The following is a 13,475-nucleotide window of genomic DNA, read 5'->3' as shown; positions in this document are numbered from 1 at the left end:
AAAACCTGACGCGAGTTCACCAAGACCTGACACAGGACCGCCTTGAACGGGCCACCCGCAGCGAAGAGGCTTCAGGTGGGCCCCGTCGGGTGCGTCCCGGTCCGCTCATCCGGTACTTCAGAAGGAAGTTCGTCATGCCGTCAGAGACCTCCCGGCTCCCCGCACCCGCCCGCATCCTGAACCTGCTCGCCGGCGGATGGCTCGCCCAGGCCGTGAGCGCCGTCGCCGAGCTGGGCGTCGCCGACGCGCTGGCCGACGGCCCGCGCTCCGTCCACGACCTGGCCGCCGCCACCGGCACGCACGCCCCCAGCCTCCACCGGCTGCTGCGGACCGCCGCCGACGCCGGTCTCCTCGAAGAGCTCGACGACCAGGCCTTCGCCCTGACCGAGCTGGGGCAGGCACTGCGCGAGGACAGCCCCGGCTCCCTGCGCAACTTCGCCATCTGGACCGGGCTGCCCGCCGAACGCCACGCCTGGACCGGGCTGGCCGACGCCGTGCGCACCGGCCGCACCGCCTTCCCCGACGTGCACGGCGCGTCGGTCTGGGAGTACCTCGGCGAGTACCCCGACGTCCTCACCGTGTTCGACAAGGCCATGACCGAGGCGTCCCGGGGGATCATCGCCCCCGTCGTGGCGGCCTACGACTTCGGCGCCTTCCGGACCGTGGTCGACGTCGGCGGCGGCCGGGGCGCGCTGCTGGCCGCCGTGCTCGACGCCAACCCGGGGGTGAGCGGCATCCTCTACGACCGTCCCGAGGTGGTGCCCCAGGCCGAGGACACCCTGCGGGCCGCCGGAGTGCGCGACCGGGTACGGCTGGTCGGCGGCGACTTCTTCGACACGGTGCCCGGCGGCGCCGACGCCTATGTCCTGTCCAACGTCATCCACGACTGGGACGACGAACTCTCCCGGCGCATCCTGCGCAACTGCCGTACCGCGCTGGGCGACGACGGCCGGGTGCTGCTCGTCGAGGCCGTCCTGCCGGAACGGCCCCGTCCGACCCCCACGGTCTCCCTGATGGACCTCGACATGCTCCTCGTGGCCGGCGGGAAACAGCGCACCGCGGGCGAGTTCGAGGTCCTGCTGGAGAAGTCGGGCCTGCGGCTGACGCGGATCGTCCCCGGCGGCCACTGCAGCGTGGTGGAGGCCGTACCGGCGTAGAACACCGGCACCGACGGCCGTCGCACGCTCCCGGCCCTTCCCGGACACACGTCCTGACCCATCCAGCGAAAGAGGTACGCACCAGCCATGCCAGAACGGCTCGCACGCAAACTGTGGTTCGGATACGGCCCCGGGTCGACCCTCGCCGAGGCCGACGAGATCGCGCGCGGGGTGGAGCACGCCGACCGCGCCGGACTCGACTTCTTCACCGTCTCCGACCACCCCTACTACGGCAGCCGGCTGGAAGCGTACGCCACCCTGGGACTGCTCCTCGGCCGCACCCGCGCCATCACCGGTGTCGTCACCGTCACCAATCTGCCGACCCGGCCGGTGCCCCTGCTGGCGCGCACGCTCAGCACCCTCTCCACGCTCGCTCAGGGCCGTGTCGTCCTCGGTATCGGAGCCGGCGGTTACTGGGACGACATCGTGAGGTTCGGTGTGCCCCGGCTGGAGCCGGCCGCCGCCGTGCGCGCCCTGGAGGAGGCCATCGGCCTGGTCAGGTCGCTGTCCGGCGGCGGTGCGCCCGTCACCTTCGAGGGCGAGTTCACCCGGGTGGAGGCGCTCGACCCGGCCCCCGTGCCGGCTCCGCCGGTGTGGACCGGCTCGGTCGGGCCCAAGTCACTGGCCGTCACCGGCCGCCGGGCCGACGGCTGGATACCCGGAAACGCGGCCGACTGGCAGAGCCCCCGCTACCAGGCCTCGCGGCGGATCGTCGAGGAGGCCGCCGTCGCCGCGGGCCGGGACCCGGCCGACATCGCCACCATCTTCAACCTGCCGGCCCGCGTCACCGACCGGCCCGTCGACGCGCCACGGGACGAGACCGGACGGTGGACCGGCGGCTCCGTCCAGCAGTGGATCGACGAACTGACCGAAGCGGTGCTCGAGCACGGCGCCTCCGGCTTCGTGTTCTTCGCGGCGGGCGATCCGTCCCGCGCGAAGGGCCTGGAGCGCTGGACGCAGGAGATCGTCCCGGCCGTACGCGAAGCCGTGGCCAAGGAACTGGGCTGACGCGCCCCGTACCGGACGCGTCCACCCCGCCGCATCACCCGTCTCCCCACCCGCCTCCCCGGCCCGCGCCCTCCTCCGGGAGGCCACCGCGCGAGCCCACCCGCACAAGCCCCCCGTGAGCCCCCTCCGCTTCCCCGCGTGAGCCCCACACAACAGCCCCACGCGACTCCCCCCACATGCGAGTCCCTGCACCGCGCGCGCCGCGGCACCGCTCGACCAGGGCGGCGCCGCAGGCGTGCGCCGCACGTCAGTACGTCCCAGAAAGGGCCTTGGATGTCCAGAAGCCGAACCGGTCCGAGCCACTCCGACCGGCTGCCCCTCCGCCCGGCACTCGCGCTGCTCGCGCTGGCGCTCACCGCCACCGCCTGTTCCGGGAACGGCTCCGGCACCTCGGCCGGCGGCGCGGCCGGCACACCGCGCGACGGCGGCACCCTGGTGGTCGGCGCGGAGGCCGACCCCGCCTGCCTCGACCCGCAGCAGACCGGGCAACTGGCCGCCGTGGACATCACCCGCTCCATGGTCGACACCCTCACCGACCAGGACCCCGAGACCGGCAAGATCGTGCCGTGGCTCGCCAAGTCCTGGAAGCAGAGCCCCGACGGCCGAGACTTCACCTTCGTCCTGCGCGACGGCGTCACCTTCAGCGACGGCGAGCCCGTCGACGCCAAGGCCGTGAAGCTCACCTTCGACAACCTGATCAAGCAGCCCGCCAACGGCGCACCCGCCTACATACGCGGCTACCGGGGCACCACCGTCGAGGACGCGCACACCTTCACCGTCCGGTTCGACGCGCCCAACGCACAGTTCCTCCAGGCCACCTCGGGCGTCGGTCTGGGCATCCTGTCACCGGCCACCTTCGAGAAGTCCGACGCGCAGCGCTGCCGCGGCCAGTTCCACGGCTCCGGCCCGTACGTACTGGACCACTACACCGCCAACCAGGAAGTCGTCCTCAAACGGCGCAAGGGCTACTCCTGGCCGTCCTCGCTGGACGACAACCGGGGCGCGGGCCACCTCGAAGAGGTGAAGTTCACCTTCGTCTCCGAGGCGGGCGCCCGTACCAGCGCCCTCAGCTCCGGACAGGTCCAGGTCGCCAAGAGCGTCCAGCCCACCGACCAGGCGCAGTTCAAGGGCGACGGCTTCCACCTGCTTTCCAAGCCCGCCCCCGGACTGGTGCCCCCGCTCTCCCTGAACCACGTCGGCGCCCTCGCCGACGAGAAGGTGCGCAAGGCGCTGCTGGTGGGCATCGACCGCGAGCAGCTCGTCGACACCGTCTTCAACCCCTCGTACAAGCCCGCCACCAGCGTCCTGGCTTCCACCACCCCCTACTACACCGACGACAGCGACAAGCTGGGCTACGACCCGGACGGCGCCGCGCGGTTGCTGGACGAGGCGGGATGGAAGAAGGGCGAGGGCGGCATCCGGGCCAAGAACGGCAAGCGGCTCACCCTGACCTGGCTGATCCCCGCACCGATGCCGCCGGTGGACGAGTACGTCCAGCAGCAGCTGCGCAAGCTGGGCGTGGAGGTCGAGCTCAAGGCCGTCCAGCCCGCCGCCTACGTCGAGCAGCAGCAGAAGGGGCAGTTCGACATCACCGCGGTCGCCGTGACCCGGGCCGACCCGGACGTGCTGCGCAACATCTTCCACTCCAGGGGCTCCAACCTCTGGCACCTGCCGGCGAGCGAGCTCGACACCTACCTGGAGCAGCAGGCGTCCGCGACCGACGACAAGGCCCGCCGCGAGGCCGTCACCAAGGCCACCGACTGGATCCTCGACCACGCGGACACCGTCCCGCTGTACGAGGGCTCCCTGGTGCACGGTGTGTCCGACAAGGTGCACGGCCTGACACTGGACGCGTCGACCCGGCTGAACTTCCACGACGCGTGGCTCGGGTGATGCCGGTGCGACCTCCACGCAAGGCCGGCACCACGCCGGGCGGTGCGCCATGACTGCCGCGCGGTACCTCGCGGGACGTGTGCTGCGCGCGGTGTTCGTCGTCTGGGCGGCCTTCACCCTCGCGTTCGCCGCCCTGCGGCTGCTGCCCGGCGACCCCGTCGCGCTCATGCTGAGCGGGCGCGGCGGGTTCGACACCCTCAGCCCGGAGGACATCGCCCGGGCCAAGGCCGAACTCGGCCTGGACCGGCCGCTTCCCGTGCAGTACGGCCACGCCCTCGTGGACGCCCTCCACGGTGACCTCGGCGCGTCGCTGCAGACCGGGCAGCCCGTCACCCGCATGATCGCCGACGCGGTGCCGTCCACGCTGGCACTGGGCGGCACCGCCCTGGCGCTCGCGCTGATCGCCGGGTCCGCGCTGGCGGTCTCCGCCCACCTCGCGGTCTCCCCGGCGGTGCGGCAACTGCTGCGCTCCATCCCCGCGTTCGCCGTCTCGCTGCCGTCGTTCGCGGTCGGACTGCTGCTCATCCAGCTGCTGTCGGTCAGGTGGCACCTCTTCCCGTCGCTGGGCGGCACCGGGGCGGCCGGACTCGTCCTGCCCGCCTGCACCCTGGCCGTCCCGGGCGCGGCGCTGGTCGCCCAGGTGCTCGGCAAGAGCCTGCACACCGTCCTGCGGGAGCCGTACGCCGACACGGTCCGCGCCACCGGCGCGGGCCGGGCCCGGCTGCTCCTCGGACACGGGCTGCGCAACGCGGCCATCCCGGCGGTGACAGTGGTCGGCCTCCTGGTCGGCTACCTCATCGGCGGCGCGGTCGTGGTGGAGACCGTCTTCTCCCGGCCCGGCATGGGCCGGATCACCCAGGCCGCCGTCGCCAACCAGGACCTGCCCGTCGTGCAGGGGGTGGTCGTCCTGGCGTCGTTCGTCTTCGCCGTGGTGAACCTCGGCGTCGACCTGCTGTACCCGGTACTGGACCCGCGGATCCGGGTGACCGGCCGGCTGGTGACGTCATGAGCGGGCACGGTACGGCTCCCGGCGCCGTGGCCGACGGGATGCCGGCCGATGACGCCGCCCCGGTGCCGTCCGGGTTCGGGGCCGTGGTCGGCCGCCGCCTCCGTGGCGCGCGCGACGCGACGGTCCGGCACGTGCCTCGCTCGCCCGGCGCCGTCCTGTCCGTCCTGGTGCTCCTGCTGGTGCTGGGCTGGGCGGTCGCGCCCGAGTGGTTCACCCACCGGAGCCCCACGACCGGGACACCGGCCGAGCGGTTCCGGCCGCCGAGCGGCGCGCATCTCTTCGGCACCGACCAGCTCGGCCGGGACGTGTACGCCCGGGTGGTGCACGGGGCGTCCCTGTCACTGCGGGCGACGGTCGTCGCCATCACCGTGGCCCTGGTCGTCGGCGTCCTGCTCGGCCTGGCCGCCGGATCCTTCGGCCGGTGGGCGGACGCGGTGATCATGCGGCTGGTCGAGGTGGTGCTCTCGGTGCCGCCGGTCCTGCTCTCGCTGACCATCGTCGCCGCCATCGGTTTCGGCACCGTCCAGGTGGCCGTCGCCGTCGGTGTCACCAGCGTCGCCGCGTTCGCCCGGGTGACGCGGGCCGAGGTGCTGCGGGTGCGCACGGCCGGCTATGTCGAGGCCACGATCCTGCTGGGCTCCCGCTGGTGGCGCGTGCTGTTCCGCTACGTCCTGCCCGCCGCCGTAGGACCCGTACTGGCCCTCGCCGCGCTGGATTTCGGGCTGGTCGTGCTGGCCGTCGCCGGTCTCAGCTTCCTCGGCTACGGGGAACCGCCGCCCGCCCCGGAGTGGGGCGCCCTGGTTGCCGACGGCCGCAACTACCTCGCCACGGCGTGGTGGCTGACGACCCTGCCCAGCCTGGTCGTGACCGTCGTGGTCCTCGCCGCGAACCGGCTGTCGAGGATCCTGGAGACCCGAGGAGAACGCCCATGACCTCCGCACCGGCCGGGACGACCCGTCCCGAGGCCGCGTCGCAGGACACCCCGGTGCTGCGGATCACGGACCTGCGGGTCGGCTACCGTACGGCCGCCGGGGCCCGGACCGCCGTCGACGGCCTCGACCTGACGGCCGCGCCGGGCCGGATCACGGCCGTCGTCGGCGAGTCCGGCTCCGGCAAGAGCACCACCGCGCACGCCGTGATCGGCCTGCTGCCTCCGGGAGGCCGGGTGGAGCACGGTTCCGTACGCCTGGAGGGCGAGGAACTGACCGGGCTGAGCGAGCGGGCGTGGCGGGAGGTGCGGGGCCGGCGGATCGGCTTCGTGCCCCAGGACCCCGGCGTGTCGCTGGACCCGGTGAAGCCGGTCGGCCGGCAGGTCGCCGAGGTGCTGCGCGTCCACCACCTGGCCACCGGGCGGGGCGCCGCGGAACGGGCCGTCGACCTCCTCGCCGGGGCGGGGCTGCCCGACCCCGCCCGGCGGTCCCGCCAGTACCCGCACGAACTGTCCGGGGGCATGCGTCAACGCGTGCTCATCGCGATGGCGACCGCGGCCCGGCCCCGGCTGCTCGTCGCGGACGAACCCACCTCCGCCCTGGACGTCACGGTGCAGCGGCAGATCCTCGACCACCTGGAGGCACTCGCCGCGGAGACCGGTACCGCCGTGCTGCTGATCACCCACGACCTGGGTGTGGTGGCCGACCGGGCCCAGCACGTCGTGGTGATGTCCCGGGCGAGGGTCGTGGAGGCCGGACCGACGCGCGAGGTGCTCACCGACCCACGGCACCCGTACACGCGCCGGCTGCTCGCCGACGTCCCCCGCCTCGCCCCCCGCGCCCGCCCGGCCACCCCCACGGCGCCACCGGCCGCGATCCCACCGGCCGAGGCGACACCCGTGCCCCGACCGGGCCGCGTGCCCCGACCGGGCCCGGTGCCAGGATCGACACCACCGACCCGCGTATCCCGCCCGGCGTCCGCGACCGGCCCGTCCGGCGACGCACCGGACCCCGGCGTACTGCTGCGGGTGCGCGGTCTCACCCTCTCCTTCCCGTTGCGCGGCCCCGGCCCCCGGCGCCGGCACCTCGCCGTGGACGGGATCGGCTTCGACGTCCCGCGCGGCCGCACCCTCGGCCTGGTCGGCGAGTCCGGCTCCGGCAAGTCCACCACCGCCCGCCTGGTGCTCGGCCTGGAACGGCCCGAGGCCGGCACCGTCGAGCTGGACGGCGTCGACGTCACCGCGGTACGCGGCGCGGCCCGGCGCCGTCTGCACCGCCGGGTCCAGCTCGTGCACCAGAACCCGTACGCCTCCCTCAACCCCCGTCTCACCGTCGAGGAACTGCTCACCGAGCCCCTGCGCAACCACCGCGTCGGCGACCGCGCGCAGCGCGCCGCGACCGTACGGCGGCTGCTGGACGACGTCGCGCTGCCGGCTGACGTGCTGCGGCGCAGGGCCGCGGAGCTCTCCGGCGGACAGCGCCAACGGGTGGCCATCGCCCGCGCCCTCGCCCTCGGCCCGGAACTGCTGGTCTGCGACGAACCGGTCTCCGCGCTCGACGTGACCGTGCAGGCCCGGATCCTGGAACTCCTGCTGGGACTCCAGAAACGCCACGGGATGGCCTATCTGTTCATCTCCCACGACCTGGCCGTCGTCGGTCAGGTCAGCGACCGCGTCGCGGTCCTGCGCGCGGGACACGTCGTCGAGGAAGGCGCCACCGACCGGGTCCTGCGCGCACCCCGGCACCCCTACACCCGCGAACTGCTGGCCGCCGTACCCGGGCGGAAGACCCCGCACACCCCGAACGCTCCGGACACCCCGGATGTCCTGGGGAAAGAGCCGGGGGAAGCCGCCGCCCGCACCACGCGCCACCACGACCGTCCCACGGAGGACACCTCATGGAGCTAGGCCTCATCACCTTCGGCAGCCTGCTGCCCGACCCGGTCACCGGGACCACCCTCACCCAGCGGGAACGGCTGCGGGACGTCGTCCGGGCGGCGGCCGAGGCGGAGCGGCTCGGCTTCTCCTGGTACACCCTCGGAGAGCACCACTTCGGGGAGCGGGACGTCATCCCCTCCCCGGCGCTGGTCCTGGCCGCGATCGCCGAACACACCTCCACCATCCGGCTGGCCACCGGCACCACCCTGGTCGCCAACCGGGACCCGGTACTCGTCGCGGAGGACTACGCGCTGCTGGACCTCCTGTCCGACGGGCGTCTCGAGATGGTCATCGGCGGTTCCTTCTTCCCCGAGCCGTACGCCGTCTTCGACCAGGCACCCGAGTCCAAGGCGGCCCGCAAACGCGAGAACACCGAACTGCTGCTGCGGCTGTGGACCGAGGATCGGGTGACCTGGCAGGGGCGGTTCCGTCCGCACCTGGACAACGTGCTGGTGCAGCCGCGCCCCCTGCAGCCCCGTCCGCCGTTCTGGATCAGCGGGGGAGTGGGCTCGGAGTCGGTCGGGCTGGCCGTCGACCACGGGCTGCCCCTGGTGGTCGGCACGACGGCGCGCCGGCCCGACGTCTTCGTCCCGGTGTTCGACTCCTACCGCGCGCTCTGGAAGGAGCGGCGGACGGAGCCCACGGGCCGGCTGGGCGCCGCCAGTCATGTGTTCGTCGCCGAGACCTCCCAGGAGGCCCGCTCTCGCTGGGCCCCCTACATCGAGACCTATCTGACGGTGAAGAAGCCCGGCGACGTCGGGCCCCCGGCCCCGCCGGACTTCGACACCTACATCGGCCCCGACGGCCCCGCGATCTGCGGCAGCCCCGCCGAAGTGGTCGACCGGCTCGGGCGGTTGCAGGAGTTGTGGGGTCACGACCTGCACCTGCTCGCCATCGACGTCGGCGGCCTGCCGTACGCCGACGTCCAGGCGGCGACGGAACTGGTCGCCTCCGAGGTACTGCCCCAGGTGCGCGCCCTGGGCCGGGGCGACAGGGTGACGGCCGGTGCTTGACGACGACGTCCGTGAACTCGCCCTCGCCCGGACCCTCGGCGTCTTCACCACGCTGATGCCGGACGGCGGACCGCAGACGAGCCTCGTGTGGCCGCACGCCGACCGGGAGCACATACTCGTCGGCACCAACACCTCGCGGCAGAAGTACCGCAACGTGATCGCCGATCCCCGCGTCAACATCCTGCTGCTCGACTCGGACAACAGCCGCCGGTACATCGAGGTCCGGGCCCGGGTGGTGGACGTCGAACCGGGCGAGGCCGCGCTGCGACTGGCCCACACCACCTTCGGCAAGTGGACGGGCAGCGAGCGGGTGCGGCAGGCCGAGGGCGAACGGGTGCTGCTCCGGCTGCAACCCGACCGCGTCCACCGCAAGGAATGACCGCCGGCCGCCCCGGACACGCACCACACCCCCGCGGTGCGACGGCTCCGCCACCGCCCTGATCCGAGAGGAAGACCCCGGATGACCGTTTTCCCCGCACCGCCTCCCGCACCGCCGTCCGCCGTGGTCGACGCCGACTGGGTGCGGGAGCACCGCGGGCGGATCGTCCTGGCCGACGTCCGCTGGTACCTGGACGGCCGCGACGGACGCGAGGCCCACCTCGCCGGACATCTGCCCGGCGCCGTGTGGGTCGACGTGGACACCGTGCTCTCCGCCCCGCCCAGCGAGTCGGGCGGACGCCATCCGCTGCCCGACGAGCGGGAGTTCGCCCGGGCACTGGGCGCGCTGGGCATCGGCGACGACACGACGGTGGTCGCCTACGACGACAACGGCGGCGCCTATGCGGCACGGTTGGTCTGGCTGCTGCGCCGCACCGGAGGCCGGGCCGCCCTGCTGGACGGCGGTCTCCCTGCCTGGGACGGCGGCCTGGAGACCGGGCCGGTCGTCCCCCTGCCGGCGAGCCGCACCCCGGTGGCCTGGCCCGAGGAGCTCCTCCGGTCGGCCGACGAGGTCGAGGCGTCGCTCGCCGCGGGCACCGCCGTCGTCCTGGACGCCCGCGCCCCCGACCGGTACTCGGGTGCCACCGTGCTGCCCAGCGATGTGCGCTCCGGGCACATCCCCGGGGCCCGCAGCGCCCCCTGGGCCGCCAACCTCACCGCCGAGGGCCGTTTCGCCCCGGCCGCACGGCTGGCCGCGCACTACACGGCCCTCGGCGTCACCCCGGGCACCGACGTCGTCGTGTACTGCGGCAGTGGTGTCACCGCCTGCCACGACCTGCTGGCGCTGGAACTGGCGGGCGTGCCCACCGCGGCCCTCTACCCCGGCTCGTGGTCCGCCTGGTCGGCGGACACGTCGCGCGCCGTGGCGACGGGCGAGGAGCCGGGGTAGCGAAGCCCCGGGCAGGGGAGCCCGGGGCAGGGGAGCCCCGCGCAAGGACGAGGGCACACTGCCGGCGGATTCACCAGCCGGTGCCGAGCCGGGCCATCGGCTCGATCAACTCCCGTTCTTCGTAAGCCAGATGGGACAGCAGCGCGTCGGTGAGGAGGTCCACCGCCGCGCGCAGTCCCCCGGGGTGGGCCGTGGAACCCGACCCGTCCTCGATCCGGGCGACCAGCTCACGGTCGATGCGCTCGATCACCCCGTGGATGGCGTGGTGCTCCTCGGTCAGCCGGTCGAGCACCGGCGCGAGCCGTGGGTCCCCCCGCCGCAGGTGCGGGAAGAGATCCTGGTCCTCCCGGGTGTGGTGCACGGTCGTGATCCGGCAGTACGACGCGCAGTAGGCGCCCAGCGTCCAGGAGTTCTGCCGCAGGCTCAGCTCCTGGAGCCCGGACCGGGCGTCACCCGGGTCCAGGGTCTCCGCCAGCACCTCGTCGACGATCTCACGCAGCCGCGCCAGGTCCGCGCGCAGCTGGTCGTGGGCGGCGACCAGGTTCACGGCCGGGGCCTGCCGCGCACGCGAGTAGCGCCGCTCCGGATCCGGGGCGGGTCCGGTGGGCCGGTGCTCCTCTTCCCACAGCCGCTCGTCGCTGAGCCACTCGGCGGGCGCGGGTGCGGGCTCGACGAAGAGGGGGCTTCCGGCCGCCGCGCGGTCCACCGCGGCCGGACGCTGCTGGGGGAGCGGGGCCGCGGCCGGCCCGGAGGCACCGGGCGCGACGAGCCTCGCGGCCTCCCCAGCGGGCCGCTCGCGTGCCGCGGCGACCAGTGCGCGGGTGGCCGGGGCGACCTCCTCGCCGAAGACCCGCAGCAGCTCCGGGTGGTGCGCGGGCAGCAGATAGGCGCTCGTGCCCACGTCGACGGTGAGCGCGGCCAGCTGCTCGGGCCAGTCGCGCGGACCGCCCCTGGGGAAGCCGCCCTCCGCCCCGGGCGAGAGGTTGTACAGCCGTCGTACGGCCGACGGCTCCCGCCCCGCCGCCGCTGCCCCCTCGTCGACGAGCCGCTGGCCCGCGGCGAGGCGGGCCGGCGGCACGTGCGGCACGCTGGGCAGCCAGCCGTCGGCCAGCTCGCCGGTCAGCCGCAGCATCCGGGGGCCCACCGCGCCGATCCACACGGAGATGCCATGGGCGGGCGCGGGCCCGGCGGCGGCCCCGTCCAGCGCGTAGTGCTTTCCGTCGCTGCGTACCCGCCCACGGCCCGACCACAGGGCGCGCAGCACCCTGACCGCCTCACGGGTGGCGTCCAGGGCCTCACCCGGGGTGCGCCGAGGACCGCCCTCGGCGGCGATGTCGTCCCAGTACGCCCCCGCGCCCAGCCCGAGTTCGACCCGGCCGCCGCTGAGCAGGTCCAGGCTCGCGGCGGCGCGGGCCAGGGCGGCGGGCGGCCGCAGGGGGAGGTTGGCGACATTGGGGAAGACCCGGATCCGGGAGGTGACGGCGGCCATGCTCGCCAGCACCGTCCACGCGTCCAGGAACTCCGGCCGGTAGGGGTGGTCCGGCACGCTCACCAGGTCCAGCCCGGCCCGTTCCGCAGACCGGGCCGAGGCCACGGCGTCGTGCGGCTGCCCGGAGGCAGGCACCAGTACGGCACCGAAGAGCAGGTCGTGCCCGTAGTCGGTCATGTGCGTGTCCCGTCCTCAGCTCGCGGCGGGGCCGCTGGTCTCGGGCCGGGGGCCCGTCGCGGCCGCCTTCGCCGGGGTGCGCCACAGCGCGCCCGGCCCGGAGAGCGCGGCCAGCGTGGCCACGCCCAGGGCGATCGCGGACATCACGAAGGCGGTGGTGTAGCCGGACTCCGCCGGCAGGCCGCTGCCGGCGAGGGTGTGGGAGGCCACCAGCGAGGCCGACACCTGCGCGCCCAGCGATCCGCCGATGGTGCGCATGATCGTGTTGATGCCGGTCGCCTCACCGGTCTGCCGGGGGTCGACGGCGGCGACGACGAGGTTGGCGAGCGCCGCGAAGGCGAAGCCGACGCCGATGCCCAGGATGCCGGAACCGACGTACAGCGCCCACTCGGTGTCATGGGCCCCGGCGTACACGGCGAAGCCGACGACGCCGATCAGGCAGGCGAGGACGAGGGGCAGTTTGAAGCCGACGGCGGCACCGATCCGGCCCGCGAGCGGACTGGCGACCAGCATGGTGGCCGCCATGGGCACCATGAACAGTCCGGCTCCGGTGACCGAGGCGCCGAACCCGTAGCCGGCCTGCGGAGGGGTCTGGGCCAGCAGCGGCACCAGGGTGAACGCGCCGTACATCCCGAAGCCGATGACGAGCGCGGTGACATGGGAGGCCGCGACCGCCGGACGGCGCAGCAACTCGATGTCGATGAGCGGTGCGGACAGCCGCCGCTCCACCAGGACGAAGACCGCGAGGAGCAGCACCGCCGCCACGAACAGACCGATCACACCGGCGGACGCCCAGCCCCAGGACTTGCCCTCGCTGATGGCGAGCAGCAGGGCGACGACACCCGCGCTGAGCAGGACGACACCGGTCCAGTCGATCCGGCCGGGGGAGCGGACGGGCGACTCCTCGACGAAGGTGACGACGGCGAGGACGCCCAGGACGATCACGACGAGGCCCAGCCAGAAGATCCAGTGCCAGTCCAGGGCGTCGACGATCGGGCCGGGAATGACGAGCCCGACGCCGAAACCGATCCCGAACGTCGAGCTGATGAGCCCGATGGCCACGGGCACGCGTTCGCGCGGGAACTGGTCGCGGACGATGCCGAACGCGAGGGGGAACGCGGCCGAGCCGACCCCCTGCACGGCGCGGGCGGCGATGAGCAGCCCGATCGAGTTCGACAGGGCCGCCAGCAGCGTCCCGGCGGCGAACACGGTGAGGCTGGCGACGAGCACGCGCCGCTTGCCGAACATGTCGCCGACCCGGCCGAGCAGCGCGGTGGCCACCGAGGCCGTGAGGAGGAAGGCACTGAGCACCCAGGAGACCACGGTGGTGCTCACGTCGAACTCCCGCCGCAGGTCCGGGAGCGCGGGCACGACCATCGTCTGCATCAGGGAGAAGGAGAGGACGGCGATCAGCAGGGCGGTGAACGGGGCCGCGACGCCCCGCCGCCCCTCCTTGACCGGCGGGTGGGCCGGGGTGGTCGTCGGATCGGTCATGGAAAGGTACTCCGCTCTGATCGGCAGGTGCGGGGGCGCGGG

The 13,475-nt window shown here is 74.0% G+C and carries 11 protein-coding genes; 9 read left to right on the top strand and 2 right to left on the bottom strand.

Annotation, left to right across the window (positions count from 1 at the left end; genetic code table 11):
* The first annotated feature begins 134 nt into the window (after window positions 1-134).
* The 9 genes from ACF061_RS16180 (at window position 135) to ACF061_RS16140 (ending at window position 10,273) form a co-directional block, all read left to right on the top strand.
* A complete protein-coding gene (locus ACF061_RS16180; RefSeq protein WP_392267500.1) occupies window positions 135-1,157 on the top strand; it encodes a methyltransferase in 1,023 nt (340 codons plus the stop codon).
* 87 nt (window positions 1,158-1,244) lie between these two features.
* Window positions 1,245-2,165 (top strand): LLM class flavin-dependent oxidoreductase, encoded by a 921-nt coding sequence (locus ACF061_RS16175; protein WP_392267499.1) that lies wholly within the window; start codon window positions 1,245-1,247, stop codon window positions 2,163-2,165.
* Window positions 2,166-2,438: 273 nt separating this feature from the next.
* Window positions 2,439-4,058, top strand: coding sequence for an ABC transporter substrate-binding protein (locus ACF061_RS16170; RefSeq protein WP_392267498.1), 1,620 nt, complete (start codon window positions 2,439-2,441; stop codon window positions 4,056-4,058).
* 49 nt (window positions 4,059-4,107) lie between these two features.
* The gene (locus tag ACF061_RS16165) at window positions 4,108-5,067 is read left to right on the top strand and encodes an ABC transporter permease (RefSeq protein ID WP_392267497.1); all 960 of its coding nucleotides are present in this window, start codon (window positions 4,108-4,110) and stop codon (window positions 5,065-5,067) included.
* Window positions 5,064-5,999 carry an ABC transporter permease gene (locus tag ACF061_RS16160; RefSeq protein ID WP_392267496.1) on the top strand — a complete coding sequence of 312 codons (936 nt, stop codon included), beginning with the start codon at window positions 5,064-5,066 and terminating at the stop codon, window positions 5,997-5,999. The genes ACF061_RS16165 and ACF061_RS16160 overlap by 4 nt, the downstream gene beginning before the upstream one ends.
* Complete coding sequence (locus ACF061_RS16155) at window positions 5,996-7,903, top strand: dipeptide ABC transporter ATP-binding protein (protein WP_392267495.1); 1,908 nt, start codon at window positions 5,996-5,998, stop codon at window positions 7,901-7,903. The genes ACF061_RS16160 and ACF061_RS16155 overlap by 4 nt, the downstream gene beginning before the upstream one ends.
* A complete protein-coding gene (locus ACF061_RS16150; protein ID WP_392267494.1) occupies window positions 7,894-8,946 on the top strand; it encodes an LLM class flavin-dependent oxidoreductase in 1,053 nt (350 codons plus the stop codon). The genes ACF061_RS16155 and ACF061_RS16150 overlap by 10 nt, the downstream gene beginning before the upstream one ends.
* Window positions 8,939-9,325 (top strand): TIGR03618 family F420-dependent PPOX class oxidoreductase, encoded by a 387-nt coding sequence (locus ACF061_RS16145; RefSeq protein WP_392267493.1) that lies wholly within the window; start codon window positions 8,939-8,941, stop codon window positions 9,323-9,325. Before ACF061_RS16150 ends, ACF061_RS16145 begins: the two co-directional genes overlap by 8 nt.
* Before the next feature lie 81 nt (window positions 9,326-9,406).
* Window positions 9,407-10,273, top strand: coding sequence for a sulfurtransferase (locus tag ACF061_RS16140; protein WP_392267492.1), 867 nt, complete (start codon window positions 9,407-9,409; stop codon window positions 10,271-10,273).
* Between the two features lie 70 nt (window positions 10,274-10,343).
* On the opposite strand, the gene ACF061_RS16135 is transcribed toward ACF061_RS16140, so the two are convergent.
* Both ACF061_RS16135 and ACF061_RS16130 read right to left on the bottom strand, forming a co-directional pair.
* Window positions 10,344-11,939, bottom strand: a complete 1,596-nt coding sequence (locus ACF061_RS16135) for an LLM class flavin-dependent oxidoreductase (RefSeq protein WP_392267491.1) — start codon at window positions 11,937-11,939, stop codon at window positions 10,344-10,346.
* Between the two features lie 15 nt (window positions 11,940-11,954).
* Window positions 11,955-13,433, bottom strand: a complete 1,479-nt coding sequence (locus ACF061_RS16130) for an MFS transporter (RefSeq protein ID WP_392267490.1) — start codon at window positions 13,431-13,433, stop codon at window positions 11,955-11,957.
* Between the last annotated feature and the right edge of the window lie 42 nt (window positions 13,434-13,475).

The organism is Streptomyces sp. NPDC015220 (assembly GCF_043079345.1).
Classification (GTDB): Bacteria; Actinomycetota; Actinomycetes; order Streptomycetales; family Streptomycetaceae; genus Streptomyces.
Note: the sequence above shows the minus strand (reverse complement) of the source record. Positions and strands in the feature narration are given on the sequence as shown.

Bases quoted from the DNA above. Each gene is read 5' to 3' on its own strand.
- ACF061_RS16150 (WP_392267494.1), top strand. From the start codon at position 7,894: ATGGAGCTAGGCCTCATCACCTTCGGCAGCCTGCTGCCCGACCCGGTC.
- ACF061_RS16165 (WP_392267497.1), top strand. From the start codon at position 4,108: ATGACTGCCGCGCGGTACCTCGCGGGACGTGTGCTGCGCGCGGTGTTC.
- ACF061_RS16160 (WP_392267496.1), top strand. From the start codon at position 5,064: ATGAGCGGGCACGGTACGGCTCCCGGCGCCGTGGCCGACGGGATGCCG.
- ACF061_RS16180 (WP_392267500.1), top strand. From the start codon at position 135: ATGCCGTCAGAGACCTCCCGGCTCCCCGCACCCGCCCGCATCCTGAAC.
- ACF061_RS16155 (WP_392267495.1), top strand. From the start codon at position 5,996: ATGACCTCCGCACCGGCCGGGACGACCCGTCCCGAGGCCGCGTCGCAG.
- ACF061_RS16135 (WP_392267491.1), bottom strand. From the start codon at position 11,939: ATGACCGACTACGGGCACGACCTGCTCTTCGGTGCCGTACTGGTGCCT.
- ACF061_RS16175 (WP_392267499.1), top strand. From the start codon at position 1,245: ATGCCAGAACGGCTCGCACGCAAACTGTGGTTCGGATACGGCCCCGGG.
- ACF061_RS16140 (WP_392267492.1), top strand. From the start codon at position 9,407: ATGACCGTTTTCCCCGCACCGCCTCCCGCACCGCCGTCCGCCGTGGTC.
- ACF061_RS16130 (WP_392267490.1), bottom strand. From the start codon at position 13,433: ATGACCGATCCGACGACCACCCCGGCCCACCCGCCGGTCAAGGAGGGG.
- ACF061_RS16170 (WP_392267498.1), top strand. From the start codon at position 2,439: ATGTCCAGAAGCCGAACCGGTCCGAGCCACTCCGACCGGCTGCCCCTC.